The sequence below is a fragment of the Terriglobales bacterium genome (genome assembly GCA_035567895.1).
GTDB lineage: Bacteria > Acidobacteriota > Terriglobia > Terriglobales > Acidobacteriaceae > Gp1-AA112.
In genome coordinates this window covers 177,159-203,094 of the sequence record DATMPC010000013.1, presented here as the reverse complement: position 1 = coordinate 203,094, position 25,936 = coordinate 177,159, and the positions used below count along the sequence as shown (strand labels likewise).

The 25,936-nt window shown below is 55.5% G+C and carries 29 protein-coding genes and 1 tRNA gene; 10 read left to right on the top strand and 20 right to left on the bottom strand.

Annotated elements, in window-relative coordinates; translation table 11 throughout:
* Positions 1 to 317: 317 nt before the first annotated feature.
* A complete protein-coding gene (locus tag VNX88_04765; GenBank protein HWY67953.1) occupies positions 318 to 1,277 on the top strand; it encodes a zinc-binding alcohol dehydrogenase family protein in 960 nt (319 codons plus the stop codon).
* Positions 1,278 to 1,388: 111 nt separating this feature from the next.
* Here the strand turns inward: VNX88_04765 and VNX88_04760 are convergent, their stop codons facing one another.
* The 5 genes from VNX88_04760 to VNX88_04740 form a co-directional block, all read right to left on the bottom strand.
* Positions 1,389 to 1,694: a hypothetical protein gene (locus VNX88_04760; GenBank protein ID HWY67952.1), complete on the bottom strand. Its 306-nt coding sequence runs from the start codon at positions 1,692 to 1,694 to the stop codon at positions 1,389 to 1,391.
* A 57-nt stretch (positions 1,695 to 1,751) separates the two neighbouring features.
* The gene (locus VNX88_04755; protein HWY67951.1) at positions 1,752 to 2,252 is read right to left on the bottom strand and encodes a hypothetical protein; all 501 of its coding nucleotides are present in this window, start codon (positions 2,250 to 2,252) and stop codon (positions 1,752 to 1,754) included.
* 35 nt (positions 2,253 to 2,287) lie between these two features.
* Positions 2,288 to 2,614 carry a DUF6804 family protein gene (locus VNX88_04750; protein ID HWY67950.1) on the bottom strand — a complete coding sequence of 109 codons (327 nt, stop codon included), beginning with the start codon at positions 2,612 to 2,614 and terminating at the stop codon, positions 2,288 to 2,290.
* 160 nt (positions 2,615 to 2,774) lie between these two features.
* The gene (locus VNX88_04745) at positions 2,775 to 3,182 is read right to left on the bottom strand and encodes a hypothetical protein (GenBank protein ID HWY67949.1); all 408 of its coding nucleotides are present in this window, start codon (positions 3,180 to 3,182) and stop codon (positions 2,775 to 2,777) included.
* A 3-nt stretch (positions 3,183 to 3,185) separates the two neighbouring features.
* Entirely contained in the window at positions 3,186 to 3,581 is a 396-nt protein-coding gene (locus tag VNX88_04740; protein ID HWY67948.1) for a hypothetical protein, read from the bottom strand.
* A 304-nt stretch (positions 3,582 to 3,885) separates the two neighbouring features.
* On the opposite strand from VNX88_04740, the gene VNX88_04735 reads away from it, so the two are divergent.
* A complete protein-coding gene (locus VNX88_04735; protein HWY67947.1) occupies positions 3,886 to 4,587 on the top strand; it encodes a DUF4386 domain-containing protein in 702 nt (233 codons plus the stop codon).
* A gap of 177 nt (positions 4,588 to 4,764) precedes the next feature.
* Here VNX88_04735 and VNX88_04730 read toward each other — a convergent pair whose 3' ends face one another.
* Positions 4,765 to 5,793, bottom strand: coding sequence for an LLM class flavin-dependent oxidoreductase (locus VNX88_04730; GenBank protein HWY67946.1), 1,029 nt, complete (start codon positions 5,791 to 5,793; stop codon positions 4,765 to 4,767).
* Positions 5,794 to 5,847: 54 nt separating this feature from the next.
* On the bottom strand, positions 5,848 to 6,507 hold the full coding sequence (locus VNX88_04725; protein HWY67945.1) for a hypothetical protein: 660 nt from the start codon (positions 6,505 to 6,507) through the stop codon (positions 5,848 to 5,850).
* 537 nt (positions 6,508 to 7,044) lie between these two features.
* On the opposite strand from VNX88_04725, the gene VNX88_04720 reads away from it, so the two are divergent.
* From VNX88_04720 to VNX88_04705, 4 genes are all read left to right on the top strand, one after another.
* Entirely contained in the window at positions 7,045 to 7,488 is a 444-nt protein-coding gene (locus tag VNX88_04720) for a hypothetical protein (GenBank protein ID HWY67944.1), read from the top strand.
* Positions 7,489 to 7,723: 235 nt separating this feature from the next.
* Positions 7,724 to 8,755, top strand: a complete 1,032-nt coding sequence (locus VNX88_04715) for a response regulator (protein ID HWY67943.1) — start codon at positions 7,724 to 7,726, stop codon at positions 8,753 to 8,755.
* Between the two features lie 270 nt (positions 8,756 to 9,025).
* On the top strand, positions 9,026 to 10,150 hold the full coding sequence (locus VNX88_04710; GenBank protein HWY67942.1) for an aminotransferase class I/II-fold pyridoxal phosphate-dependent enzyme: 1,125 nt from the start codon (positions 9,026 to 9,028) through the stop codon (positions 10,148 to 10,150).
* 62 nt (positions 10,151 to 10,212) lie between these two features.
* Positions 10,213 to 10,302 (top strand) — tRNA-Ser (locus tag VNX88_04705).
* Here VNX88_04705 and VNX88_04700 read toward each other — a convergent pair.
* From VNX88_04700 to VNX88_04660, 9 genes are all read right to left on the bottom strand, one after another.
* Positions 10,303 to 10,677, bottom strand: a complete 375-nt coding sequence (locus VNX88_04700) for a response regulator (GenBank protein ID HWY67941.1) — start codon at positions 10,675 to 10,677, stop codon at positions 10,303 to 10,305.
* Between the two features lie 112 nt (positions 10,678 to 10,789).
* Complete coding sequence (locus tag VNX88_04695) at positions 10,790 to 11,473, bottom strand: YdeI/OmpD-associated family protein (GenBank protein ID HWY67940.1); 684 nt, start codon at positions 11,471 to 11,473, stop codon at positions 10,790 to 10,792.
* 63 nt (positions 11,474 to 11,536) lie between these two features.
* On the bottom strand, positions 11,537 to 12,502 hold the full coding sequence (locus VNX88_04690; protein HWY67939.1) for a hypothetical protein: 966 nt from the start codon (positions 12,500 to 12,502) through the stop codon (positions 11,537 to 11,539).
* Between the two features lie 56 nt (positions 12,503 to 12,558).
* Positions 12,559 to 13,071, bottom strand: coding sequence for a DoxX family protein (locus tag VNX88_04685; GenBank protein ID HWY67938.1), 513 nt, complete (start codon positions 13,069 to 13,071; stop codon positions 12,559 to 12,561).
* A gap of 266 nt (positions 13,072 to 13,337) precedes the next feature.
* Positions 13,338 to 14,234, bottom strand: coding sequence for a DNA-binding domain-containing protein (locus tag VNX88_04680; GenBank protein HWY67937.1), 897 nt, complete (start codon positions 14,232 to 14,234; stop codon positions 13,338 to 13,340).
* Positions 14,231 to 15,088, bottom strand: a complete 858-nt coding sequence (locus VNX88_04675; GenBank protein HWY67936.1) for a DUF692 domain-containing protein — start codon at positions 15,086 to 15,088, stop codon at positions 14,231 to 14,233. The genes VNX88_04680 and VNX88_04675 overlap by 4 nt, the downstream gene beginning before the upstream one ends.
* Before the next feature lie 72 nt (positions 15,089 to 15,160).
* Positions 15,161 to 15,451 carry a hypothetical protein gene (locus VNX88_04670; GenBank protein ID HWY67935.1) on the bottom strand — a complete coding sequence of 97 codons (291 nt, stop codon included), beginning with the start codon at positions 15,449 to 15,451 and terminating at the stop codon, positions 15,161 to 15,163.
* A 434-nt stretch (positions 15,452 to 15,885) separates the two neighbouring features.
* Positions 15,886 to 16,440 carry a cytochrome c gene (locus VNX88_04665; GenBank protein HWY67934.1) on the bottom strand — a complete coding sequence of 185 codons (555 nt, stop codon included), beginning with the start codon at positions 16,438 to 16,440 and terminating at the stop codon, positions 15,886 to 15,888.
* 101 nt (positions 16,441 to 16,541) lie between these two features.
* Complete coding sequence (locus VNX88_04660; GenBank protein HWY67933.1) at positions 16,542 to 18,386, bottom strand: DUF255 domain-containing protein; 1,845 nt, start codon at positions 18,384 to 18,386, stop codon at positions 16,542 to 16,544.
* 131 nt (positions 18,387 to 18,517) lie between these two features.
* On the opposite strand from VNX88_04660, the gene VNX88_04655 reads away from it, so the two are divergent.
* The gene (locus VNX88_04655) at positions 18,518 to 18,793 is read left to right on the top strand and encodes a cupin domain-containing protein (GenBank protein HWY67932.1); all 276 of its coding nucleotides are present in this window, start codon (positions 18,518 to 18,520) and stop codon (positions 18,791 to 18,793) included.
* 522 nt (positions 18,794 to 19,315) lie between these two features.
* Complete coding sequence (locus VNX88_04650; protein HWY67931.1) at positions 19,316 to 19,597, top strand: hypothetical protein; 282 nt, start codon at positions 19,316 to 19,318, stop codon at positions 19,595 to 19,597.
* 131 nt (positions 19,598 to 19,728) lie between these two features.
* Here the strand turns inward: VNX88_04650 and VNX88_04645 are convergent, their stop codons facing one another.
* From VNX88_04645 to VNX88_04630, 4 genes are all read right to left on the bottom strand, one after another.
* Positions 19,729 to 21,015, bottom strand: coding sequence for an ABC transporter permease (locus VNX88_04645; GenBank protein HWY67930.1), 1,287 nt, complete (start codon positions 21,013 to 21,015; stop codon positions 19,729 to 19,731).
* Positions 21,008 to 21,910: an ATP-binding cassette domain-containing protein gene (locus VNX88_04640; GenBank protein HWY67929.1), complete on the bottom strand. Its 903-nt coding sequence runs from the start codon at positions 21,908 to 21,910 to the stop codon at positions 21,008 to 21,010. The genes VNX88_04645 and VNX88_04640 overlap by 8 nt, the downstream gene beginning before the upstream one ends.
* Positions 21,911 to 22,281: 371 nt before the next feature.
* Positions 22,282 to 23,769: a diguanylate cyclase gene (locus VNX88_04635; protein HWY67928.1), complete on the bottom strand. Its 1,488-nt coding sequence runs from the start codon at positions 23,767 to 23,769 to the stop codon at positions 22,282 to 22,284.
* Positions 23,770 to 24,070: 301 nt separating this feature from the next.
* The gene (locus VNX88_04630; protein ID HWY67927.1) at positions 24,071 to 24,301 is read right to left on the bottom strand and encodes a hypothetical protein; all 231 of its coding nucleotides are present in this window, start codon (positions 24,299 to 24,301) and stop codon (positions 24,071 to 24,073) included.
* A 202-nt stretch (positions 24,302 to 24,503) separates the two neighbouring features.
* On the opposite strand from VNX88_04630, the gene ribH reads away from it, so the two are divergent.
* Positions 24,504 to 25,352, top strand: coding sequence for a 6,7-dimethyl-8-ribityllumazine synthase (ribH, locus tag VNX88_04625; GenBank protein HWY67926.1), 849 nt, complete (start codon positions 24,504 to 24,506; stop codon positions 25,350 to 25,352).
* Positions 25,342 to 25,767 carry a transcription antitermination factor NusB gene (nusB, locus tag VNX88_04620; GenBank protein HWY67925.1) on the top strand — a complete coding sequence of 142 codons (426 nt, stop codon included), beginning with the start codon at positions 25,342 to 25,344 and terminating at the stop codon, positions 25,765 to 25,767. The genes ribH and nusB overlap by 11 nt, the downstream gene beginning before the upstream one ends.
* Positions 25,768 to 25,936: the final 169 nt, after the last annotated feature.

The following is a 25,936-nucleotide window of genomic DNA, read 5'->3' as shown; positions in this document are numbered from 1 at the left end:
TGCGAAGAACTGCCCACGTGCGTGACTGTGCTCGGGTGCCCAATCCTCAGCCGCACGCCTCTTGAAGGCAAATGCGAGTACTGGTACGTCGCTCTCGGCGAGGCGGCGCAGTTCCTCCACATTCTTGGGGACTGAGAACATGAAATTTGCGAGATCGACCCTTTCCCGATAAAAATCGCCACTTTCTCGTTAGCAGGCCAAGACGAATGTAGCTAGAGTACGGGGCAGATGAGCGAAAGGCAACAAAGGGAATCAATGACATGGTTCGAAGAATGTACTGATCGAAATAAATTCAGTCATTGTGAAAGGACGCGAGCATGAACGCTGCCGTGCTACACACCATCAATCAACCACCTCGCTTCGAGCAGTTTCCTGAACCTGTTGCGGCAGAAAACGAGGTGATCGTTCACGTTCGGGCCGCCGCGCTCAAACCCATCGATAAGCAAATGGCCAGCGGCTCGCACTACGCAGGGTACCGCAAACTACCCGCCGTGTGCGGCATGGATGGAGTTGGGTGCCTTGACGACGGTACGCGGGTCTTCTTCGGAGCACCCCGAGCACCCTTCGGTGCGATGGCACAGCGTACGATTGTGCCCTGCGCCTTTACGTTCCCAGTTCCGGAAAATGTGGACGACGAGACCGCCGCGGCTCTGCCCAACCCTGGTGTCTCAGCCTGGCTTTCGCTGGCCTACCGAGCAAAGTTGGTGCGAGGTGAAAACGTCCTAATCCTCGGGGCGACGGGCGTGACTGGCAAACTAGCGGTAAAGATTGCGAAGCTTCTTGGGGCTGCTCGGGTCGTTGCCGCCGGACGCAATCAAGACCTGCTAAAGACGCTCACCAGTCTGGGCGCCGACGCGACAATTTCTCTCGCTTTGCCTGCGAATGAACTCAGCGACGCATTTCTGCGGGAAGCTGGTCAGTCCGGGTTCCAAGTGGTGCTCGATTACGTTTGGGGACTCCCTGCGGAGGTGCTTCTGGCTGCCATAACACGAAGAGAATTCGCCGTTATCCAATCCGAGACCCGCTTCGTTCAGGCCGGGGAGAGCGCTGCGCCGACCATCACGCTTCCAGCCGCCGTGCTGCGCAGTACGGCACTAACACTTCTGGGCACTGCGGGGATTCCATCTCGCGACGTTTTGGTCCAAGCCTTTCAGCAAGTGATGGCATATGCCGCAAAAGGGGACCTTCATTTAGACACGGAAAGGGTTCCGCTCGCGGATATTGAGAATGCCTGGCAGCGCGACCAGCCGGGCTGCCGATTGGTGATCACAACCTAACAGCCAGCCTGATCTGGCCATCGCGTCTGGTTCTCGCCAAACCGGAAGGAATCTTCACTATCCGAGTTTCGGAACTTCGGCGCGGGTCTTGCCACTCCGAGTGGAAAAGATCTAGCGTCTGCCGTACTGACCGAAGCCCCGCTTTTCAGAGCTTCCGCGACCTCTTCCGTCGCTTTGTTTCGCAGGACGAGCTTCATTTACGGTGAGTGCCCGGCCTTCTATGGTTTTTCCATTCAGCGACTCGATGGCCCGTTGCGCCTCGGCATCCGCCATTTCTACAAAGCCAAATCCTCTTCCCTGTCCGCTATCCTGATCGCGAATCACTTTCGCGCTGTTCACCACTCCGTGCTCCGCAAAGAGCGCCTGCAGTTGAACGTCAGTCGTCATAAAACCCAGGTTGCCTACATACAGTTTCATTATGGTTCTCCTTAAGTGATCCGGCGGTTACTCGGAAAAAGTGCGGTTTTTGTAACTTCAATTCGAGACCATCGGATGATCTGTGGCGTACCTTAATGCCGCTGTAGCTGCTCCCGCCGAAGTTCGCGATGTGATCCGTTGCAGCATCTCAACCATCAGGTGTTTGGCGGCAATCGATTGGGTTTTGTCAGGGGGCGCAATCTGAACGAGCCCGTTGGCGAAGTCACTGTGAGGAACAGCAAACGATCGCTGATTCTGCATGATTGCGTCTAGCATGCGCGTCAAACCAGCGGAAGAGTACGTCTCGGTGAACGTGATCCCCTGTGAGTGGGTTGCAGTCGAGTGCATCCAGTATTCGCAAACCAGGTTCCAGTGGCCGCGCGAGGCGGATGACCAAAGCTTTAAGTGCTCCAGCGCTTGATCCGGTCGCCTTTGATACTCAACTTGCATGGCGATAGGTACGAAGTTCGTCGTGAGATCTTGCCAGCTCAGAGTAATGGCAGACTCTAAAATGCGCTCGATGGCATTTATTTCTCTTGAAAACTCTTCGTTGCGCATATCAGACTCCTTCCGCGTCCTTGGCAGTAACCCTCTTATCGTTTGATCGGAGCTACCGGCAAAGGCAAAAGCTCCCTTGAATGGACCAGAGAGCTTGCAAACAAGCCAAGGCAGAGAAAGTTCACGACGAGAGCGTAGGTGTAGGGCAGCGGCAGCGGGAACACCGGATTAAAAATCAGTATTACCGCTAGAAACAAACCTGCCCAACCATACTCTTTGGCCCGCAAGGCCTCGCCACACGCCACACACGCTCCAATGCATGCGACTAATGTCAGCGCGAGTCCGAACTTTGGCGAGGTGGAAACAAAGACGGCAATTAGCAGGGCCGCAATCGAAGCCCGCTTTAGGAAATTTGAGAGCATTTTTCAGCTCAATTCTGCCGACGAATGACTAAGGAAGGAGGACTTCAGATGGGCTGACTTAGTTCAGAGGATCTGAAAGAGGAGAAGGAAACTCACTCACTCTGAACCGTATACCCCGCATGTGGCTTTGTCAAACCAAGGCTCGTCTGCGCCAGACGTTTCAATTCGAGAATCGTTCGCGTTCCTGCTGAACAGCGTAACCGATCAAATCTTCATCGCGATGGTTCCAGTCTTTCAAGTGCTCACGCGTGGAATCGTCAAATAGAACCGGTTGGGATCGACTATCGGTATTAGAGCTCCCAAAGTCAGCGTAGGAGTGCGTTCGGGCAGCTTGGAGCAAAGGGTAATCCGGCGCAAGTTCTTTGAGAGTGCCCGGTTCAAGCAACGTAGTTCGCAGATCACCTGCGTCGGTGAGCGCAAAGTTAGCTACGAACCTTTTTATCGGCCGCACGCTGGCGGGCGAGCTCTGCACCCCCATCTCGTTCAGAATGGCTACCGCAGAGGTCTCATCTTTGGAATAAACGACGACGCAATTCCCATCTTTCATTCGAAACAAAAACAAACGCATACTTCAGCTCCCAACCAAGGCACTTTTCGCGGAGTTTTCAAACTCAGCTTCGAACATCGCTTCTACGGATTGAATTAGATCTCCGGCGAGCTCTTCGCGAGGACGGACCAGGACGCCGTCAACATGCAACTCACAAAGATAGTGACTGTCGTCCACAAGGAATCCAATTCGTTGGCGCGGCGCGGCATTGCGAATCAACATGTACGCGCTGTCAGACCGATCTGGAGGCTCTTCCGCGCGCAACAGGACCAGGTCCGGCGCAGGGATGGCGAACGGGAGTTCCAAATCCTCGATTCTCCCCGCAGCGCGCACCAGGAAGCCGTGAGTAAGCAGCATGATCACGCGCTGGCGACGCGTGGACTGATCGCTGTCGACCAGCAAAATAGTGCGCGGCCTCATCACGAAGGAGCCTCGGATAAATTGTGAGATCTAAGAGGAGAGAACTTCAGATGGGCTGACTTAGCTCAGGAGACCTGAAAGAGCGAAACGATTTTGCTCACTTTCGACCCTATGCTTCGCATACATCATTGTCAAACCGATCCGGGTGCCCGTCTTTGCGTTTTGCTTCTCGCTGATGAACCCAGAAAGAGATGCCCTACCTCCGCGATTTTCGGAGGGCGGTATCGCCACTTTTCCTTCTACAAGTTGAACTTTTGGCCGCTTTCAACGTACCTCAGGCTGAACTCCTCACATGGGAGGACGCATGACCTCGCTCAGCAGGAACGCCAGAGTCGCAGGGCTCCTATACATTTTGGCTTCAGTGGTTGGCATCGTGCGCCTCATCTACATTCCCAACACCTTAGTCGTGCATGGGAACGCGGCAGCGACGGTCAACAATATCGCTGCGCACGAGTCGCTCTTCCGCGTGGGCATTGTCAGTTCCCTGCTGGGCAGTGTTCTTTGGATGCTCGTCCCGTTGGCTCTTTATCGACTGTTTAAGGGAGTCGACCACGGGCTCGCTGTCTTGATGGTGATCCTGGGCAGCCTGATGCAAGTGCCTATATTCTTCGTCAACTCAGTGACTGACGTAGCTGTCCTGCTGTTCGTTCGCGGCTCTGAATTCCTGTCAGTCGTGGACAAGCCGCAGCGCGAGGCCTTCGTCATGCTGTTCCTTAACCTGCATCACCACCTTGACCTGGCCAACGCGATCTTTTGGGGCCTGTGGCTCCTTCCATTCGGCCTGCTGGTGTACAGATCGCGCTTCCTGCCCCGCGTTCTCGGCGTCTGGCTGATACTGGCTTGCTTCGCCTGGTTGGCGTTCAGCTTTACCGGCTTTCTGTTCCCAGGGCACGAAGACAAGGTCTTCAGCATTAGCCAACCTCTTACGCTGGGAGAGGTGGCGACCATGCTCTGGCTCTTGATCATGGGCGCCAAGGAGCAGCGCCTGGCGGCGGCAAAATCCTGAAGACGCCTGTTTCAGTATGGATTCTGTCGCTCCAAGCAACACAGACTCTCGCCTGGCGCTTGTCTCCGGTCAACGCACACGGACACCAAGGATCAAAACCACAGTTCACCACAGAGACACAGAGGACACGGAGTCAAGGGCGATCCCGGTGCTGCTTCGGGAAGGCCGCCAGCCCGCTCAAGCTCCTAACAGCACGTTAGACTTCAGTTCAATCGTCGGCGCAATCTTGCTCATTCGCCGATATGACTCCAGCCTGTCGGCATGCTCATAGGTATCAGTCACGACGATCACCTCGTCGGCTCCTGTATCATCCACCAACTTCTGCAGTTTCGCCTTTACGGTCGCATCCGATCCCACAATCGCCGCGCCCAATCTACTCTCCACGGCTGCTCGCTCATGGTCGTGCCATAGGGGCTCCATGGAATCCACCGGCGGCAACAACTCCACCGGCTGGTTCCGGATCAGACGCAGAAAGCGCTGCAGCGGTGTTGTGAATAGCCGCTGGGCTTTCGCGTCCGTCTCGGCTGCAATCACCTGCACTCCCACCATAAAGTACGGCTTTCGCAATGCCTCACTGGGCTGGAAACGGTCGCGGTACAACTGCGCCGCAGCGTACAGGTAATCGGGAGCGAAGTGAGCGGCAAAGGCAAATGGCAATCCGCGTTGAGCAGCCAGTGACGCGCTGAAGTCGCTTGACCCTAACAACGTAATCGGGACATTACTTCCCTGCCCGGGAATCGCTTTCACCACCTGCCCCGGCCTCTCAGGTCCGAGATATGCCTGCAGTTCTTCGAGCAGTTGCGGAAAGTCCTCTCCGCCTTGACCCAGATCTCTTCGCAATGCGCGCATCGTCGCAGAGTCACCACCCGGGGCGCGCCCCAATCCCAGGTCAATTCGTCCGGGGTAAAGCGCCTCCAGCGTGCCAAACTGTTCTGCCACTACGAGCGGGGCATGGTTCGGAAGCATCACGCCGCCGCTGCCCACGCGAATTGTCTTCGTCGCTCCTGCCACATGCCCAATCAGCACTGGCGTGGCCGAACAGGCAAGTCCCGAAATGGAATGGTGTTCTGCCAGCCAGTAACGCTTGTATCCCAGCTTCTCCACATGCCGGGCCAGATCCGCCGACCGGTCAATCGCGCTGCCCGCTGACTCTCCTGCTCGCATGCCTACCAGATCCAGCACCGAAACTGCTAGTTCGTTACCCATAATCGATTGGATGAGCCCGGCGGAAAAATGATGCGCGTCACCGGGTGCCTTGGATCACTCCTGAGCGAGCCGACAGAGTCTGTAGCCGACAAACAAGATCCAGGCCGTGGCGAAGAGCGCATTCAGGATTACGGTCAGATTGAAGCCCGCAAGCGAAACCATCCCAAGGATGCCGGTGACCAGGCCTAACCAGGCCGTGATCTTGTTGAAGACCCCTTTTAGCATTACGAAACCGATCACGAGGATTCCGAACGAGAGGGTCACGATTGCGTACACGATTTCCAGTGGGGAGGCCAGTACTGCAGACGCATAGTTGGCGGCCGCGACGTAACTCGCCCGCTGGACGTCGTCGGCGCTTCGAGCGTAGTTGCTGTAGAGAATGAGGATTGAGGCGTAATGCGTCCAGGTTACTGCCAAATCCAGGACGACAAACAGCCCCACGAAGGCCGTCGCCAGCCGCATCGCGTTTCTGTTCACCTGTTTCAACGCCAGGTAAAGGGCAAATGCAACTGGCACGAAGAGGAAATCCGTGAAGACGGATAGACCAAGAATCGCCCACCAGATCGTCGTCTTTCCTGGAAGGTACTTGAACCAGGCCTCGCCACCACTGGGCGGAGCTCCCACGTGGGCGTACAAGGGAATAATGACGATGTACGCGGTACCCAGGACGAGCGCGGCGATGCCGCCTACTCGAAGCCACTGCTTCTGATCCACGCCGGGCGATTATACAAACATGACAGGCATCGCATGGATGCTACGGATTCAGACGGCATCAAAGACGCGGTTCATCACAGAGCCACGGAGGACACGGGGTGATGAGGGGACAGGGAATGGCCGCCTTCAACCCACGCCGCGGATCTCGGTCGAGGCGGCGGGAAAACGCCCTATGACGGGAGGAATTCCCTGCTCGCTCGCTGTTATTTTTTTGAATCTTGTCCCAAAACAGAACAAGTGCTTTGCTGAAAGTGGCTTAGGGGGAAATCCACAGAATTCCCTGTTAATTCCCTGGTTTTGAGCGGAATTTGCAGATTTTGGGCAGAATTCGATGATTTCCAGAGCGAATTCGAATAACACTCTGTTGTTTTCCTTGTTTTTTCAGAATTCCTGGAATTTAGGTTGCCGGACACGCCTGGAACGGAGGGCCTTCCGTTCTCTTTTTCGTGACGGAGGTCACCCCGGCGAGAGCGTTTTGGGAGTACACTTTGCTCAAATTCTGAACCAGTAGTCCGCCTCTCACAGAGGAGGTACGAGATGAAACGCAACTGTGTCCTTGCAGCTTGTGTTCTCTGGGTGACCGTTTTGTCCTTCGCGCAGAGCCCTCCTGCGCATGCTCCTACCAAGGCCAAATACGATGAGGCATCGCGCATCAAGATTACCGGCGTGGTGGACGACATCCAGCAGCGGAGCCTCGGCGGAACCTGCAAGGCTCCGGGAGTGTTTGTCACCGTCAAAGCCAACGAACAAACCTACGAGCTTCGAGTCGGACCAAAATGGTTCGTCGACGCCCTGACCTGGACGTTCACCAAAGGCGACAAGCTGGAGATCACGGGCTGGAAGGTGGACAAAGAAGGCAGCAACGAAGTGGTAGTCCGCAAGCTTAATCGCGCAGAATGGACCCTCGAACCGCGCGACGACAGCGGCGCTGCCAATTGGCTGTGGATGCCGGCACCGAAGGATTCGGGTAAGTGCAACTAGAAGGCAAAGTCCGCTAAGCCCGAAGCACTCGGCATAGCCAGGGTTGTCAGCCGTCCACGCGTGGCGCAGGTTCGCGCTACTTAAAATTAGGTTCACTCTTTCGTAGAAAGCCTTTGGGGTGTATCTTGAGCCATACTTCACCTTCTTTTCCGCCGCGTCCGGATGGTGCAGACGCTGTCCCCACACGACTCTCAGTGGCTGTTCGGGTTCAAATCTACAGTCGTAGAAGGACCAATTGGCTACATCTTCCATTCGGGTTCTGCTGGTCGACGATTTCGAACCGTTTCGACGATTCGTCTATTCGACATTGCAAGGGCATCCGGACCTACAACTCATAGGCGAGGTGTCGGATGGATTGGAGGCGGTTCAGCGGGCGGAAGAACTGCAACCCGACCTGATTCTACTGGACATCGGACTTCCGAACCTGAGCGGAATCGAAGCCGCGCCACGAATCCGTCGCGTAGCACCACAGTCGAAGATCCTGTTTATCAGCGAACATTCATCGCCAGACATGGTGCGGGGAGCGCTAAGCACAGGGGCATGTGGTTACGTCGTGAAGGCGGACGCGGGACGCGATCTACTAGCCGCTGTGAATGCCGTTCTGCGGGGTGAGCAATTCATCGGGAAGCGGTTTGTAGGAAATGGTTTCTCGAGTCTTTCGGGCGCGCAAGTTTCAGAAGCTAGCGGAAGTGACGGTGTCTTCACACAACCCCAGCAGCAGAAGAGGGCGACCGCCCGGCGCCATGAAGTGGGGCTATATACCGAGGATAGGTATTTTCTTGATGACGGTACCCAGTTCATCGGGGCAGCCCTCAGGGCCGGGAGGGCGGCCGTCGTCGTCGCGACCGAGTTACACCGGGATGAGCTTCTTGCGAGATTACACACAGAGGGCTTGAATATCGGCGCCGCGATTGAGCAAAGTAGATATATCGCGGTGGATGCTGCTGACGCGCTCTCGACTTTCATGATCGATGACATGCCGGATTCAGTTCGATTCATGACGCAGTTGGGCAATCTTCTTGTAACCGCGGCGCAGGCGGCAAAGGAAGGACAGGGCCGCGTTGCAATTTTCGGAGAATGTGTGCAACTCCTGTGGGCGCAAGGTAACGCCGAGGCAGCGATTCAGATGGAAAAACTCGGCAACCAACTAGCCAGAACTTACGACGTAGACATTCTTTGCGGATATTCCGTGGGCCACCAGGGCGGAACGGACAGCCACTTCCTCCAACGAGTCTGTGCAGAGCATTCAGCCGTTCACTCCCGCTGAAGAGACTTATCCCGGAACTCGAAACCAGAGGACCAAAACGTTCCCTGCCTAATGTGCGCTTTTTGAGCCCGGCAGAACTTCCCATTACGACACAAAGCGAAGAAAGCTATAAGCAATGCGCAATAGGCAATAGGGGCATCGGCAGCGCAACGTGGGTTTGCAGCAAGCTGTTTAGGCCCTGGATTCTCATCGCTCGTAAACTAAAAGATCATCCATGCGCCGACTGGCAGAATCAACAACAGGAACCAACTTCTTCTTCGAGGTGCTCGCATGCAACTCAAGCCCTTTCTGCTGGACGTTTGGCTCGACCAGTACGAACACGACATAGAATTCAACCTCGCTGCGAGCAACGGACCGACCTGGACCGTAAACGACATCCTCGCCCTCTCCGACGACGAAAGACGCCACCGCTTCCTGAACCACAAGCTGGTTTACGGCCATCCCGCCGGGGCCGACAGTCTGCGTGAGGCGATCGCGGAAATGCAGCGTGTCCCGGTGGAGGCCGTGCAAATCGTGACCGGCGCCTCCGAGGCACTCGTGGTCCTGATGTGGCTGGCCGCCGAGCCCGGCGCGAACGTAATCATCCCACTCCCTGGATTCGCCACGTTCTCGGCGCTGCCGCAATCTCTTGGTCTGGAGACCCGCTTCTATCGCGTGCGCCGCGAGAACGGGTTCCGCATCGACCCCGACGAGGTCAAGCGGCTCGCCGACGCGAAGACCAAGCTCATCCTGGTCAACAGCCCGCACCACCCCACAGGCGCGACCATCAGCGACGACGAAATGGAAGATCTGCATGACTTCGCCGCCGAGCGCGGAATCCAGCTGGTGAGTGACGAGGTCTACCATCCCATCTACCACGGAAGACAAACGAAATCGGCGGCGCGCCTGCCGCACGCCACCGTGGTCTCCGACCTGTCGAAGGCATTTTCGATTCCCGGCGTGCGCACCGGATGGATGATCGAGCACGACGCCCAGCGTCGTCAGCAATACTGGACCGCGCGCACCTACTTCACGGTCTCGAACTCCACCACCGGAGAAATTCTTTCGGAAATCGCAATCCGCAAACGCGACGTCGTGCTTGGCAAAACTCAAGCAGCCGCCACCCGAAACCTCAAGCTCCTCGAGCTGTTCATGGCGGACCATCGCGACGTACTCGGCTGGATTCCGCCGCAGGGCGGCATGACCGCCTTCCCTTGGCTAGTGAGCGGAGAGAACGACCGCCCCTTCTGCCAGGCCGCCGCCGAGCGTGGAATCCTGCTGGCTCCGGGCGATTGCTTCGATATGCCCTCGCATTTCCGCCTGGGCTTTGCCGCCGCCGGACACAATTTCTCCAACGCGCTCGACCGCTTCGGAGCATTCGTAAAAAGCTGGTCGGCAAAGATGGTCACAGCATGAGGGAGGGACTGGAAGAATGAAATCAAGAATCGGTTCCAGTAAACTGTTGATACTACTCACGCGGAGGGATGTGTGAGCGGTTGAAACAGGCGGTCTTGAAAACCGCTATACCCGAAAGGGTATCGGGGGTTCGAATCCCTCTCCCTCCGCCATTAACTTGCGCGTGAATTCCGGCGCGGAGCGAGGACCTCGGCGACCTTTTCGAGCAGCGCGCCGGGCTCATCGGAAGTTGAGATGAAGCCGTCCACAAAGGCAACTACCATCTCCGACAGCGTAAAAGTCCCGGAAAAGATAATGACCGGTACCTCTGGCTTCTTACTCTTCATCTCCATGGCGACCAGATCGCCGCACATTCCCGGCATGTAGTAGTCGACGATCGCCAGGTCAATAACTTCTGCATTGAACTTGACCAGCGCGTCATCGCCGTTGGCGGCAGTAACAACTCGATAGCCAACTTGACGTAGCCGCTCTTCCACCACCTCGCGGCGGCGAGCGTCATCATCAACATAGAGCAGCGTTTTTGGCATACAACATAAGAGCCTCCCAGTATGGGAATCGCCGTATTACAGAGATGCAATGGTCTTTGGTGTACCGGCGGGGAGGCAACCAAACGCTCCGCCCATTCATCAGCGGGGAACTTCATTCTTGTGTTCGGTGGACGGATTTCTCCGCTACCTGCTTTGCCAAGTCCAACGTTTTCTGCAGGCGTCGTGCGCGGCTTTCGGGATTGCGATAGTGGAAAATAGCCATCAATTCTCCGCGACGTTGCCTGGGTGTCATCCGGACCCATCCTTCGCGGGCTATGGCGTTGCGGTCAAATGCTGTCTGGATCAAGGGAGGCAGTTCCTGCTCCGCCTCCATGGTCTCCAGCAGACGCTCGGCAATTTGCTCCGCGCGGCGACGCCTGGTCGCTGTGCTCTTGGGCTCAGAGATCCAGATGCTGATCGCGTTGCGATAGGAAAAAGTGAGCGAGTCGAAGAATGCTCGCAGTTTCTTGCTCTGCTTGAGTATTGATTCGAACTCAGATAGCACCACAACTACGCGCGGTTGAGTATCGAGTTCAAGATGAAACTCGGCCGTGTTGCCCAGGAATACCCGCGCTGCTTTCTGAATTTTGTTGTTTATCAAGATGAAGTGCCGGCCGTCTTTCTGTGGGAATACTGACGTGCGGAAACGGATTCCGTTCACCTCCCCCAACACCTTCACGCGGCTGCCGCCCCAGGTTTTCTTAACATCAAACGGCAGGCGAACGATCACCCAACCCAGATCGGACCTTAACCTTTCGAGAGTGGCACGGAATGTCTTTGATTTCGGGCTGGCCATAAATGGAGCTGTGCACGCGAAAACGGGCCGGCGCAGAATTTTATGGGATGGAGGAAGCTCTGACTAGCGAGCTGCCCCACTTGACATCAGACTGTCGAGTGCCACTTTTGTCGTGATTGGCTTACCGGGTTTGCCGGTTGAAATTGCTTCGCGAATCGAGGCCAGGGCAGCATGATCGTCGAACTTTGCGACATCGCCATTTCGGACGACCCCAAGCTGTGCAAATAATTTGTCGAGGTCCACTGAAACCGGCTTGTCCTTCATCTTGGCGTAAAGCTCTTCCAAAACGGGAACATCTACGGCTTTGTCGGCGACTTCGAGGACGTGCGACAACTCCCAGTCTTCGGTGATCACGCCACCGTTATTCATCACGCCGCGCAGCGCATCTTCCAGTCCCTTTTGATTGTGCGTGCGCTGCCGGATTTCTATGTCGGCGATCAGGCAAAACAAAGCGCCGCCCCAGTAGGTACGCCCCCATGTGTGAGTGTTGTCGAGGCCCTCATCGCCTTCTTCTGGAAGACCTTGATGCATGTCGCGCGCCATCTCACCCCACACTTCCGCCTTGCTCATGTTTCCCGCACGAAATCGCGCGAGCGGTTCCACGTAAACAGCAATTCCTTCTTCGATCCAGTGGTGCTCTTCTGGTACCGAGGGAAAGGTGAGATGCACCATCTCGTGGGTCATCATCCAGTCTTTCTTGAATTCTTCAGGAGTGGTCTGGGTGCCGACTGAGATGCGAATCAACCCGCCATTGTGCAGGCCAAATGTGTGGCCGTTGTGCACGCCGCGACCATCGAAGCTCCGCACATTGAGATAAGTGTGTTGCAGCGGAAAGCGCCCATAGTAGGAGACGACGGAATTGGCCGCTGTGTGAACCCAGTTCATCAGGTTGTCTTGTGCAGTTTGCGAGAGGTCGGAATCAAGGTTCACGTCGATCGTGCCACCTCCAACCTCGAAGGAAGGATCACGATGAGGAGTGAAGGCAGCGCTAAGCACGATGAGAAGCGTACAGAGTGAACGAACGAGCATCGCGGAACTCACATCAACACCATACGGAGTTCGATGAGCCCCGCAGAAAAAGGTTATCAGACTTTCTGCGAGATTATCGTTGGCTCAGGCTCAACTGCTTGGCGCTTACTGACGTAACGCGCAATTAAATAATCGAGTGAGATCGCTCCCGGACCGAAGAGCAGCACTATCAAGGAAGCGAACAGCAATGTGTAGGGCGCGGCCGCATAAAACTTGTCCGGCTCGGAAAAGATGGACTTCAGCGCCTCGCGATCGGCGGCGATGTAGGCAACGACCATGTCGATGACTAGTGGAATCGAGATCAATCGTGAAGCGAGCCCAAGAATGAGCAGTATTCCTCCGAAGCATTCCAGCAAGGAAATGAACCAGGCGTTGAATACCGGGAAAGGAATACCCAACTCGGTAAAGAATCCGATGGGCTTGGAGATATCTTGCAGCTTTCCCCAACCAGACTGCCAAAATTGCCATCCCCAATAGAGGCGTACGAATAAGAGGAGAGGAGACTGCAGAAAGTTGAGGGTCTTGAGAAGTCGGCGGTAAAGGGCGACGCCCGTATTAACGATGCTCATAGTTGCTCAATAAGAGTCGCAACCCGACAGAATGTTGCAAACGACAGGCCCACTTAAAGCGGGTGAACCTTGCGGCCGAGAATTCGTAGCACCGTCACTTAAGTTACTGTCATCCCTCGCTCCGCCGCCATCCTGATTAGGTCAAGAAAAACTTCACTGCGGAGCGGGGGATCTGTTGTATCTGCGGGCAGTCGCTGATCCTGAAGAACAGCAGCTCCCCCGCGCGAAAAACGCGTGCGAGGGATGACAGTGTTCCCCGGGATTATTCATTTGTTGAGAGCTGCCTTCTTCCCCGAGAACCAGCCCCACTCGGCCCAGTCGGCGAACCAGCCTTGCACGAGCTCCGTGATCTTGGATTCAGGCAGCGTGGATGGATTAAATGCAAAATCAATTGCCTCGGAAAGTGTCTTCCCGTTTCGGAGCGCGCTCAACAGTAGGAACGCCTCTGGTGTCACACGCTTGAAGTAGACGAGGTAATCGGTGCGATGCACGACAACGAACGTAGGCTTCGGCTTCGATTTGCGCACGCTTTTGAGGCGTGAACGATTGCGCCGTTCGGAAAAAGTATTGCTTGCTTCGTCTGACTCCTCGTCATTTTCCTCGCGGATCTGGAGCAGCAGATTGTCTATCGGGAAATTCAGATCGAGCAACTGAATGTGCGGCTGCAAACGCAGCGCGGGATCTTCGCCCAAGCCCTGAATCTCGGTGAGCTTCAAGGGCGGCTCTTCCGGCGCGTCAAAGCATTCAATGTCTGCCCATTCCAGCCGCACCATGTCGAGCGCCAACTGCTCATGTGGACTTGTGTACTCCGGATTTGCGCGCAGCCAGCTCTCCAGTCGCGATCCCAGATTGCGGAGAGTAAATGAGCGCGAGGGCCTTTCCGCGAGATAAGCTTCGGCGAGAGCATCGAATTTGCGATCGCCGACAACGGCCCGCAGTCCAACGAAGTCTTCGTTCAAGCTCGAAAGAATGCGGAACCAATAGGATCGGCTGTAAATTTCGAGTCGTTCCACCGAACTCAACCGGTCGTTCGGCTTAACGATTCCTTCCACGACCGCCTGCATAGACTCGCCACCAGACGTGCGGTCGCGGATTCCCTCTTCGGAATTCAGCGGCGTAGTCAGAGCCTCGTTGAATTTGCGTTGTAGTTCGAGCAAATTCATTTCGCCACCGCCATTTCCGGAACGTTGGAAGGCACGAAGCCGTTAGCTTTCAATGCTTCGGCGTGGACCTCGTCGAACGACGGAATGTGATCGTCCCACTCGAGCAGAGTCGGCGTCGGACCGGCGAGTTCGATCGCGCGAGCATATAGCTTCCACACTGGATCGATTACAGGATGGTCGTGGGTATCCAGAATGTACTTCTCATATTTTGAATGCCCAGCGATGTGGATCTGGGCCACGCGCTCGATAGGCACACTTTCGAGATATGTGAATGGATCAAAATTGTGGTTCTGCGACGAGACGTAAATGTTGTTCACATCGAGCAGGATTCCACAGTCTGCTTTCTCCACAACTTCATTCAAAAATTCCCACTCCGTCATCTCCGAGACGTGAAACTCCGCGTAGCTACTCACGTTTTCTACGGCTATGGGAACCTCGAGGAAGTCGCGCGCCTCTTTGATTTTCTCCGCGGTCACACGCGCCGCTTCGAAGGTGTAGGGCATTGGCAGAAGGTCGTGGCTATAAGTTCCATCCACGCTGCCCCAGCACAGATGATCGGAGAGCCATGGCGTCTTGGTGCGTCGCACCAGCGCCTTCAATTTTTTCAGATGCTCACGATTCAGCGGTTCAGCCGAACCGAAATACATCGAAACCCCATGCTGAATCACCTGATATTGATCGAGAATTTGATCGAGGATGTGCAGCGGACGCCCGCCGTCGATCATGTAATTTTCGGAGATGATTTCGAACCAGCCGACGACCGGCTTTTTCTCGAGAATGTGATTGTAGTGAGGAACGCGAAGGCCAATTCCCACTCCGAGATTCTTGAATCCGTTAAAGCGATTGGCCGGCATTAGGAAAGTCTGAACCTCATAACTAAGAAAGGGCTGAGTCGTATTGAGACCCAGCCCCAACAGCATACAGAACTACGATGCAGGTTCCATCGGCTTGCCATCAGTGCGGCAGCCGCCCTTGCCCTTGCAGGAGTTCTTGGCCTTGCAGCCATTGTCGCTACTCTTGCAGCCACCCTTGCCTTTGCAGGAGTTTTGGCCTTTACAAGCATGTTTGTCTTTGGTGTGCTTGCTGGCTTTCTTGGTTGATTTGTCGGTGGAGGCGCCGGCGGCCCCCGCATCCTGAGCAAACAGACTAGCGCTTGTGCCCGTTACCAAACCCGCCAGAGCCGCACTCGCGATTGCCAACTTCACTGACTTCGTCATTTGTGTCTCCTATGTTGTCGTTTCCGAATTCGGGTTGTTACCGCCAGGGACCAGCCTCGCGCTCTTTCGAGGTTAGACTCTCGAACGTGCGCCATCATGCATTACCCACTGTGATTCCCTGCCACAAGCGATGTGACAACAACGATTATGGCTAGAGATCAAAAACTGCACTGCGGAGCCAGAACAGGGAGGTGTTCTCCGCCGCCCGATTTTGCAGGAAGCAAGAAAACACACACGAAAGCTGTTCTACTTCCGCGATGGGGGGCAATTTTACCCGGCAGAACAACGCCGGGCAATACTTAATTGACCCTGTACCAAGACGCGTCAACGTCAAGGCTGATGAATGTACGCGATGGCTACGCAGACAGATTGCGGTGAACAGGTCGGATGACGCCTCACCAATTCGTCCCCGGAATTAATCCTTGGGTCGGCGGTCAGTGCTTACTCTCCGGCTTGGTGGATGCGGGATGATGATGGGGCTTGTCCCCGGACTCCATCTCTTTGTGCTCTTCTTCCTCTTCCTTGAAGACAGCCGGAACACCCAGACTCCCCTTTTCAGGTAAATGACGTATGTATCGGACGATCTTCCACATCTCGTCGTCTTCCAGAATCCCTTTCCACGCGGGCATCCCAGACGGATTTATGCCGTTGACCAAAATCCAGTGCAACTGGCCGTCGGTATAGGCCTGGATGTCTGGCGATTTCAGATCTGCAACTGGAGGTGACATCTGGTTAGCGAAGGGGACTCCGGTACTCTGCCCATCCAGGCCGTGGCAGATCTGGCAGTGATGCCCAAAGTGCCCCTTGCCTTCATCGACGGCTGCTTGATTGTCCGGTGCTGGATTCTGATCGTCCTTGCCGCCGATAGTGATGTTCTTCTTCACTTCTTTCATTACCCCCGACTCAACAGAGCCCGGCTGTGAGACTTTGCAGGCGTTGAGCGCCAACGTTGCGAAGGCAGTTAACGTGAGAAGCGATCGCTTAGTCAATGAAGTTCTCCTTGGGAACACCGACCTAGGATGCGGCTATCGTCAGCAGGGTAGATCCTCCGGAAACCTTCGCCGACAAGAGACAAGCAAGAGTACAGTGCTTACTTTTTATCGTCGACTGGAGGCTCTACGTTCTTCGCAAGCAACTCCTCTGCCTTCGATTTGATCTCGGCGGCGGCAAAGATTGGCTTCGAGCAGCTGCGTTCCGAACAAACAAATGCCGCAGATTTGTCGAGCGGAGGATACTCGACTTCAGCATGCGGCAACGGACCTTCACGCTGATCCCACCATTCAATACGTTTGTATCCAGAGGGCATCCGAAGTGTAGCCAGGAAGAGAGCCTCCGCCGTGGGGTCATCTTTGTGTCCCACAACCGCAAGATGAAGTGGCGGATGCGTGAACTCGTAGTCGGCCAATAAAGCACTTGCGGCTGGAAATGTGCGAGCGATTTCCGGCGTGCCAATGTAGCGCATCGCCTGGGTCGCCATTTTCGTGTACTCAGAATCGCCGGTGTAGTGATTTAGAAGATTAGCGGTCCGCACCATCAGGATGTTTTCATCACGCTGCGGATGCGGTTTATAAGCCGAGTCTGTCCCCACTCTTGACGTCACATACCCGGGAACTTCTGTCGAGGTGAAATTCTTAGAGATAAAGTCCATCGTCTCCTGAGTGCGATTCAGCCACTGCCGGTCGGCCGTGACGGTGTAGAGGCTTTCGAAAGCCCGCGCCATCGCAAGGCTGTCGCCCAGGAATGGTCCGTTAATATCTTTTGCATCGTGCGAAAACCCGCCGTCGGGCACAGATCGATTTGCGATGACCCAATTCGCAGCACGCGTAGCTTCGTCCAGATACGTTTTGTCGCTGGTAGCGCCGTAGAGGGCCGTAAGCGCAGCGATGATCCAACCGTTCTCGCGCGCATATAGATGTTTGTCGATCCGCGGAATCCCTTGTTTTCGCCTAGCCGCGTCGTTGAGAGAGAAATAGTCCGCGCTGTGGTGGCCTTCAATCAGATCTGCGTCCTGACTTACGTAGAACGCGCCTTCGGGACTCATCATGAAGCCGGTGAGATATCGGTGTATGTCCTTGGCCGCTTGCAAGTATTGAGGATCGCGATATTGCGCGTATGCGAGCCCGTAGATCCGCAGATCATTTGCCTGGATCAACGCAATCTTCTCGAAATGAGGATGTACCCAATCCTGTTCAGCGGAGTATTGATAAACGCCGCCCCAGATTGGATCGATGAGGTGCTTTTGCTGGAGACTCAGTGTCGCCTTTACTTTTTGCTCCGCATCTTTGTCGCCTGCGCGAGCAAGTAGCAGAGCGTACTCCGCGGAGTCGGCATCGAGAAACTTGTCGTTGAACCCCCAGCCACCTTGCTTGGTGTCGTACTGCACGTTATAGTCGCGTTTGATCGCCTCGCGAGCAGGACCTGTGAGCAGCGGGTTCTCCGCGAAATTGATCTTCGGCTCAGCCTTCACTGAAGGCCCAGGTGTGGGATCGTCGATGATCGCCTGCAACAAACCAGCCATCTCGTCAGGAGCAAGATAGCCCTGACGCTTAACGATCTCCTGTCCATTCCCGTTGAATACGACGGTTGCCGGCCAACCGTAATCCTCATAGCGATTGGAAAGATCGGGACGCGAATCTTGATCGACCTTCACGGTGATGTAGCGCGAGCGTAAGAGTCGAATGACGTCCGGATCCTTGTACGTGTTCTCGTCCATCACGTGGCACCAGTGGCACCACACTGCCTCTAGATCAAGCAGCACAAAACGGTCCTCGGCCTTCGCCTGTTTGAACACGTCATCTGACCACGACACCCATTGCAGTTTGTCAGGCGCTTTCGCGCTTACCTTCTTGGCTGTTGCTTGTGATAGTCCGAGAGAACTGCCAACAAGGAGAGCCAGCGTGAGAGTCACAAGAGTTTTGAAGGCACGACGAAGCATAGGAACCTCACTCGATGTGATGGCCAAACAATATCCGGCTAGTGAAGTCGGGAAGGTTGAACGGTTTGAGCGCGTAGAATCATAGTCCACAACTTCCAATTACGTAACTCGGGCCAGGTGAGGATTTCCGCATGGTCGCTGTGAATGAAGAGAATTTACGTGAAGGTCTTCGTTCAGAAGGGTTTCGGCGGATTTACGTCTGGCAGGACGGGCCCAACGCCTATTACGAAGCGCACACCCACGCGACTGAAACAGCGCACGTTATTCTCGATGGCGAGTTGACGCTCATCATGGACGGCGCCATGCGGAGCTACAAGGCAGGCGAGCGCTGTGACGTTCCTGCCGGAGCCGAGCATTGCGCCCGCATGGGCCCGAAGGGTTGCAAGTATCTGATCGGCGAGCGGTGACTTGTGGATTTCCCTGCTCAGGGAACATAGCAGGCAATTTCTTCCCGCGAAAAAATCTTTTCTTGCGGAAGCCGCATGGATACAGGCGATTCGAAACTTACCAGGGAATCAGTAAGGAAATAGCAGGGAACTCGCTTCGTTAACCTCGCCGAATCCTGCACGACGTCACCTGAGTCCCAAGCCACGAAAACACACGGCCATTCGACCCTGCTCATTGCGATTCCTCATATCCGTGGTACCACGAAGACCAATAAACTGGAAGGGTTCTCTGAGGCTGGTTCAGCCCAGCGAACAACAGCGCACGGAAGTTCAAGGCCTCTGGCTTTTTCATTCTCCGAAACTACGATTCGCTGCGGGCTGACACGTGTAATGATGTGCCGTCGAGTCTCAGGAGGCTTTCTGGCATCCTCGTTTTCCGAGTTTTCCTTAAGGCCCGGGCCTTGACACTTCGATTAAGATTCAGTTACCTTTTGCGCTATTAAATCGATTTATTAACGAAGCAGGTTGCAGAGAGGGCCGAACTTGGCAAACATTTTCTCCAGCATTTGTCAGATGAATCTGGTAAGTCCACCGCAACCCTGTTCCAGCCGCCGCAGTCACCGAATCGAGTTTCAGTTCTCCGATCATTCCCGCCTGCAGGTATTTGTTTGCGAGCGTCATGCCGGGGACGTGGCTTGCGTGGAACGCGCGCTGCTTGCTGGAGGCGAGTTTCCTGATGGAGCGACCTTGGTGTCCACGTCCACTCAAGTGTTGAGCGCTACGTGTTTTGTCTCCAATCGACTAGCCACAGCCACCGCCGAGTAAGTTCCCCGACTCAATTCCTCCCAGTACTGTTTAACAGCGACGCAAGCATTAGGAGAAATCCTCCAGCCTTCGCGATCCTGCCGCACGTGGAACTCAGCGACACGATTGGCGGTGGTGGCATGCTGCCGTTCTTATGCGTACTTCATCCACTTCACGATCTCGGGCAAGGTAGGTCGTTTCCCGTACATTAGAATCCCGACGCGATAGATGCGCGAGCAGATGGACAGCATCGCGTAGATAGTTCCTACCAGAAGCACGACGCTCAGCGCGATTTGCCATGCTGGAGGAGTTTCCACCAGGATGCGAGTAAACATGATCAGCGGTGTGCAGAAGGGAATCAGCGACAAGACCACCGCCAAGGTCGAGTGCGGTTGCTGGATCACAGGTGTCAGGAAGATGGCTGAGACGATCAGCGGCATCATGATCACGAACTGAAACTGCTGCGCTTCTTGCTCCGAATTCACGGCCGATCCGAGCGCTGCGCCAAGCGCGGAGTAGAGCAGGAATCCGAGCACGAAGAAAGCTCCAAAGAAGGTCATGTTCATGAATGAGAGGCCTAAATGAATGCTCTCGCCAAACATGCTGATCGACTGCGCGGCAAGTGGCGCAGTCACTAACGTCCAGATGCCGATTTGGGTGAGCCCAACCCCCGCCGCGCCGAGGATCTTGCCTGCCATAAGTTCTTTTGCTGTAGCTGCCGATAGCAAGACCTCGAAGATGCGCGAGTTCTTCTCCTCGAGCACGGAGCGCATTACGCTCATGCTGTACATCAGAATCGTGACGTAGAGCAGGATCATCAGCAGGAGCGCCGTAAAGAACAGTGCGATGCCGCTCGAGTCGGTTACCTTCCCGTTTTCAATCTTCTTGCTATCGACGTTTATTGGTTTAAGAACGTCGACAATTTCTTCCGCAGGGACTCCGTGTTTGCGGAACGACTGGCGCAGCAGAGCCTCGCGTACGCCGCCGCTTAGCGCACCTTGCGTCTCAAAATCACTGGAAGCGCGCGAGCGATAACTGATTTTCCGCTCCGCAAGCGCGGTCGCCGGAGCCCACAAATATCCGTCAATCTCGTGACCATTCACCTTCGCGGTGAGAGCCGCCTCTTCTTCAGGAGAAACGTTCGTATCGACCTGCACCTCGAAGCTACGGTTTGAAGCTTCGGAACCGCGGCGCTTTGCCGGAAGTTGATCGTTGTCTGACGGCTTCGTGAACTTATCGCGCACATCATTGCCGAACTGCTCGTCGGAGGTGGCGATGACAATTCGCTGTGTCTCGTTCGACTTCTTGGAAGCCACCATGCTGGGCAGAACGGTGAAACCGAACATCATGGCCGGCAGCAAAATGGTCATCACGATAAATGACTTCTTGCGCACGGTCTCCAGATATTCGCGTCGGGCAAACAGAAAAGTGTTATGCATCGGCCTTTCCCACAACGTCGATGAAGATGTCTTCCAGCGACGGCTCAACCAACTCAAACTTGTTTACGCGCGAGCGCTGGACGACCATGTGCAGCAACTTCTGCGAGTCCGCCCCGGGGGCCATGCGGACCTCCACATAATTTCCGTAATTGTTGAAGGACTGAATCAGGACGTTCTCGTGCAGAAAATCATCGGCACCTTCGTATTCAATCTGTACATTGCTGCGACCGTAGCGACCCTTGATCTCCTTCAACGTGCCCTGGAGAATCGCTTCACCGCGATTGATGAGACAGATTGAGCTGCAAAGTTTCTCGACTTGATCCATGCGATGAGTCGAAAACAGGATCGTGCGGCCCTGTTTGTTCAAGTCGAGCAGTACGTCTTTGAGAAGCGTCGCGTTTAGCGGATCGAGCCCGGAGAAGGGTTCGTCCATGATCAGGAATTCGGGTTCATGCAGAAGGGTCGCAATGAATTGCATCTTCTGCTGCATTCCTTTGGAGAGCTCTTCGGTCTTCTTGTCCATCCACCCGGCGATCTCCATGCGCTCGCACCACTTCTTCGCGCGTCCAGCGGCATCGGCAGCGGAGAGACCGCGCAGTTGGCCGAACAGCACCAACTGCTCGCTGACCTTCATCTTCTTGTACAGACCGCTGGTTTCAGGTAAATAGCCCACGCGCTTGAGATGGTTGCGCGTGAAAGGCTCTCCGAACATGCGCACCTGGCCCGAATCAGGAACAGTGATCCCGATCATCATGCGAATGGTGCTGGTTTTGCCTGCGCCGTTGGGACCGAGCAGGCCAAAGATGCTCCCTTGCTCGATGCTGAGAGAGAGGTCTTTGACGGCAACAAACTTGTCGTAGCTCTTGCGAACTTGCTGCAGTTCGACGGTGTGCATAAGTGTTAGTTACGCCGGAATTCGGATTTGGTTCAAGGAAATGTTGGTTTGCTTAGCGAGGATAAATGCTTTGGGGGAGAAGTTCACTCTCTAGTGCATGTGATCTGAGCCTTTTCTTTAGACTGTCATCCTGAGCCCCTCTTTTGGGCGAAAGACCTCCCGCGATGTGTCGAACTTGAACGCGGCTGGTGCGGCTTACTGGCCATGAAGTTTCTTCTTGTTCGAGCGTCATCGGAAATTAATAAGAAAGCGCTGGCCAAAAAAGCCATGTAAGAGCGTGCGTAACCTAAGCACTTGCGGGAGATCCTTCGCCCAAAAGAGGGGCTCAGGATGACAAGTATTAGGAGGCTCGCGTTGTGACTGAGAATCGTTTATGCCGTCGTTTTGCGCGCCGCGGCAGCGGCGGAAACGCGATTACGACCCGACTCTTTCGAAACATACAACGCAGCATCGGCGGCAGCGACCAACTCATCCCGAGTTTTGCCGTGCGCGGGGAATTCGGCTACACCAGCACTGATCGTTACCTTCACTGGCACGCCGGGAAAGCGATACGCTGCCACCATTCTGCGTAGCTTTTCTGCTACCTCCATTGCGTTTCCGCCAGAAGTTTGCGGTACAAGAATGACGAATTCCTCTCCACCGTAACGGCAGACAACATCAACTTTACGAAGCTGTTGGCCGAAGACTCCGGACACCTGCCGCAGGACCTCGTCACCAAGCAGGTGGCCGAACTCGTCGTTGAGGCGCTTGAAGTTGTCGATGTCGATCATGATGATCGCCAGCCGGCCATCGTAACGGGAGGCGCGCTCGATTTCCGAGCCGATCTGCATCTCGAAAAAGCGGCGGTTGTAGATCCCCGTGAGGCCGTCGATGTAGGCGAGTTGTTGCGCCTTCTCGAAATAGTGCGCGTTCTGGATGGCGCCGGCGCAAATATCCGCCACTGACTCAAGCGGAGTAACGTCCTCTTGGGTGAAGTTGTGCGGCTTCGCGCTCTCCAGCATGAGCACGCCCAGCTTCTCGCCAAAGAAGATCAGGGGCACACACGTCTCGGAACGCGTCTCTACAAAGCTGGCCATGTAGTGCGGTACAAAGGCTACTTCGTTTTCCACGACCGTTTTTCCGAGTTCCAGCGCCCGCATTCCCATACCGGTACCGGCTGGAAGCGCCGCTCCCTGAGTCAGGATCGGCGTAAGTTTCCCTTTGTGGGCGCGCACGGAAAGACGTTCATCATCGTCGAGAAGCTGCACCACTACGTGATCTACGGGGAAGGTTTGCAGCACCAGGTCGCAGACCTTCCCGAGGAGCTCGTCCAGATTCAGCACCGCCGTGGTCTGCCGGGCGATGGCATTGATGGCTTCGAGCTGCCGTGAGCGGCGCTGTTCTAGCGAGTACAGACGGGCATTCTCCAGGGCAATTGAGGCCTGGGTGGAGAACAACGTGAGGAGGTCCAGGGTCTCAGAATCGAAGGCATCGAGCTGCTCGCTTTGGATGTCGAGGACTCCCACAACTTCGTCGCGCACCATCAGCGGGATCGCTACTTCTGATTTGGTCGCGGAAGGGTGTCCGATAAAGCGCGGATCCTGGGTTACATCCGGTGCATACACCGGCCTTTTCTGCTGCGCAGCCGTGCCAATGAGGCCGGTTCCGGGGGCAATCCGAACACCGGTCTTCTCTCCGGCGCGCCCTATCGAGGAGCGAACGAAGAATTCGTGAGTATCTGGGTCCAGCAGGAAAAGGGCGGAGTTGGTTACGTGGAAGTAATCGCGCACGATAGAGAGGATTTGCTCCAGTACTTCGTCCAGATTGAAGGTGGACAGGACCGCCTGGCTGGCGTCATAGAGTAGGGCAATCTTTTGCATTTGGCGCGATAAGTCGAACAATCCAAAGCCGTTCCGGCAAGTCTGCTGCCAGGGGGAGGCATAGACGGAACGTCAACCAGAGGGATTGCGACTGCACGATAATGCTTTCATTAAGCCCGATTCATGGGAAATTGACAAGGATTTTCAGGCGGTCTACCCGTGCCAAAAGGCGCATTTTGAGGCGGTTTTAGGGCACCAATCGGGTCATTTTTGGGTCAAGCTCCGATCCGGGGACCAACGGGTGACACCGAGTTTATCTCGCGTTACTACTTCAATCGTTGCCGTTCGGCTGAGTGGGCACTCACCTTCTTTGTTCGCTGGGTGGGCGCTCGGTGTGAGGTCGGAAAAGAAGGGCAATCACTCCATACATGACCAGACAGATCCAGAAGTCGATCAACAGACCAAGGTCGGGCCACAGAGTAAAGCTGCGGTGTCGCGCAGCCGGCGGCAGGTGTGGCATGAGCAGGAAGTAGATGGTGTTACCCAGCACCACTGCCGCGAGAGAGATCGCGAAGTTTCTAGAGAGACTCACTCTCCTCACTTAGACACCTGAACCGCACGCACAGGTTTCCAAAGAATTGACGTTAAAGACATGAATCAGGAGTTCACGGAATGCCGCCCGGAGAAGCTGCTCCAGTCGGTGCACCTGACGTGCAGGTTCACGGAATTATATTCCTGCATGGGCTGACGATACGGTTTCGCCGGTTCGAAGTCGTTGTGTCACACTGGAGTTAATGATCCGCAGTCTCACATTTGTGCGTCACACATCGCCGGAAAGATTCGAGCAGCTTTCGGCGCTGCTGCGCTCATTGGGATTCGAGGATGGCCACGGTTGGAGTGACGAGCACAGCAAGGGCGCTCCATTCCTTGCTCCTGTCGGAAGCCTGGAATTGGTGAACGGACGGGTGCCTTCTGAACCTGACGTGCTCATCGAGGTCAGGGATTTGGACACGGCGCACCAGCTCGCGCGGAAACAATTTCATGACGACGTTAGTGAAATAGAAGACACACCGTGGAAGTCGCGGATCTTTTCTCTTCGACTTGATGCGAACTCGCGCATCGGTTTCTGGGCATTCACCGATCCGGAGAAATCTGCTCATAAGGCCGTGGAAGGCGGGCTGAATGCCAGCGGCATGCGCTTCGGTATCGTCGTAAGCCGCTGGAACTCCTTCATTACTGAGCGCCTGCTTCAGGGAGCGGTGGATTGTTTGCGCCGCAACGGCGCCACCTCTGCGGACATTCAGATTGTGCGGGTACCCGGTTCGTTCGAGATTCCGTCGGCCGCGCGTCTGCTGGCTGAGTCAGGAACAGTGGATGGGGTGATCACCCTTGGCTGCTTGATCCGTGGGGAAACGACGCACTACGAGCACATCGCCACTGAAGTCACGCGGGGTATAGGGCAGTCAGCGCAGGACACAGGCGTTCCGCACAGCTATGGAGTGCTCACTTGCGAGAACCTCGAACAGGCAATCGATCGCGCTGGCCTCAAGAGTGGAAATAAGGGCTGGGAAGCTGCAATCACGGCGATCGAGATGGTCTCTCTCAAAGGCAAACTCAAGCGTGGAGCCTCCGATGGCCGCTAAATCGGGCAAGCGGCGCAAATCGCGCGAGATGGCGCTGCAGATGCTATTTCAATCGGACATGGGCAAGCAGAACGAAGATCATGTCCGCAAGACCTTCTGGGCGGAGCGCTCCACCGTCGACGCGGACACCCGTGAATTTGCCGACGACCTGTTTCATGTAGCCCAGGATCGCAGTGCGGAAATTGACGGCCTGATTCAAAAGCACACCGAACATTGGCGCATGGACCGCATGCCCGCCGTCGACCGCAATCTGCTGCGACTCGGCGTCGCCGAATTCCTCGGTTTTCCCAAGACGCCACGCGCCATCGTGATCAACGAAGCGCTTGATATTGCCCATCGCTATTCGAGTCCCGAATCGGTCCAGTTTATTAATGGCGTGCTGGATTCGGTGGGCAAAGAGCTGGAAAGAAAGTAGGCGGTCCGCCGTCTGACGCCGACTCCAATCCCCAAGTCCTGTCATCCTGAGCCCTCTTTTGGCGAAGGATCTCCCGCGATGTGTCAGACTGGATTGCCCCATCCTGGCTCTTCGGCAAATGTCTTTCTCGTGAAAGAGCCGGGAAAGAGCAAACAAGTCCGCCACATCG

Bases quoted from the DNA above. Each gene is read 5' to 3' on its own strand.
- VNX88_04690 (HWY67939.1), bottom strand. From the start codon at position 12,502: ATGCTCGTTCGTTCACTCTGTACGCTTCTCATCGTGCTTAGCGCTGCC.
- VNX88_04730 (HWY67946.1), bottom strand. From the start codon at position 5,793: ATGGGTAACGAACTAGCAGTTTCGGTGCTGGATCTGGTAGGCATGCGA.
- VNX88_04750 (HWY67950.1), bottom strand. From the start codon at position 2,614: ATGCTCTCAAATTTCCTAAAGCGGGCTTCGATTGCGGCCCTGCTAATT.
- VNX88_04710 (HWY67942.1), top strand. From the start codon at position 9,026: ATGCAACTCAAGCCCTTTCTGCTGGACGTTTGGCTCGACCAGTACGAA.
- VNX88_04700 (HWY67941.1), bottom strand. From the start codon at position 10,677: ATGCCAAAAACGCTGCTCTATGTTGATGATGACGCTCGCCGCCGCGAG.
- VNX88_04655 (HWY67932.1), top strand. From the start codon at position 18,518: ATGGTCGCTGTGAATGAAGAGAATTTACGTGAAGGTCTTCGTTCAGAA.
- VNX88_04760 (HWY67952.1), bottom strand. From the start codon at position 1,694: ATGAAACTGTATGTAGGCAACCTGGGTTTTATGACGACTGACGTTCAA.
- VNX88_04735 (HWY67947.1), top strand. From the start codon at position 3,886: ATGACCTCGCTCAGCAGGAACGCCAGAGTCGCAGGGCTCCTATACATT.
- VNX88_04755 (HWY67951.1), bottom strand. From the start codon at position 2,252: ATGCGCAACGAAGAGTTTTCAAGAGAAATAAATGCCATCGAGCGCATT.
- VNX88_04740 (HWY67948.1), bottom strand. From the start codon at position 3,581: ATGAGGCCGCGCACTATTTTGCTGGTCGACAGCGATCAGTCCACGCGT.
- VNX88_04670 (HWY67935.1), bottom strand. From the start codon at position 15,451: ATGACGAAGTCAGTGAAGTTGGCAATCGCGAGTGCGGCTCTGGCGGGT.
- VNX88_04660 (HWY67933.1), bottom strand. From the start codon at position 18,386: ATGCTTCGTCGTGCCTTCAAAACTCTTGTGACTCTCACGCTGGCTCTC.
- VNX88_04640 (HWY67929.1), bottom strand. From the start codon at position 21,910: ATGCACACCGTCGAACTGCAGCAAGTTCGCAAGAGCTACGACAAGTTT.
- VNX88_04645 (HWY67930.1), bottom strand. From the start codon at position 21,015: ATGCATAACACTTTTCTGTTTGCCCGACGCGAATATCTGGAGACCGTG.
- ribH (HWY67926.1), top strand. From the start codon at position 24,504: ATGATCCGCAGTCTCACATTTGTGCGTCACACATCGCCGGAAAGATTC.
- nusB (HWY67925.1), top strand. From the start codon at position 25,342: ATGGCCGCTAAATCGGGCAAGCGGCGCAAATCGCGCGAGATGGCGCTG.
- VNX88_04680 (HWY67937.1), bottom strand. From the start codon at position 14,234: ATGAATTTGCTCGAACTACAACGCAAATTCAACGAGGCTCTGACTACG.
- VNX88_04695 (HWY67940.1), bottom strand. From the start codon at position 11,473: ATGGCCAGCCCGAAATCAAAGACATTCCGTGCCACTCTCGAAAGGTTA.
- VNX88_04720 (HWY67944.1), top strand. From the start codon at position 7,045: ATGAAACGCAACTGTGTCCTTGCAGCTTGTGTTCTCTGGGTGACCGTT.
- VNX88_04675 (HWY67936.1), bottom strand. From the start codon at position 15,088: ATGCCGGCCAATCGCTTTAACGGATTCAAGAATCTCGGAGTGGGAATT.
- VNX88_04765 (HWY67953.1), top strand. From the start codon at position 318: ATGAACGCTGCCGTGCTACACACCATCAATCAACCACCTCGCTTCGAG.
- VNX88_04685 (HWY67938.1), bottom strand. From the start codon at position 13,071: ATGAGCATCGTTAATACGGGCGTCGCCCTTTACCGCCGACTTCTCAAG.
- VNX88_04745 (HWY67949.1), bottom strand. From the start codon at position 3,182: ATGCGTTTGTTTTTGTTTCGAATGAAAGATGGGAATTGCGTCGTCGTT.
- VNX88_04635 (HWY67928.1), bottom strand. From the start codon at position 23,769: ATGCAAAAGATTGCCCTACTCTATGACGCCAGCCAGGCGGTCCTGTCC.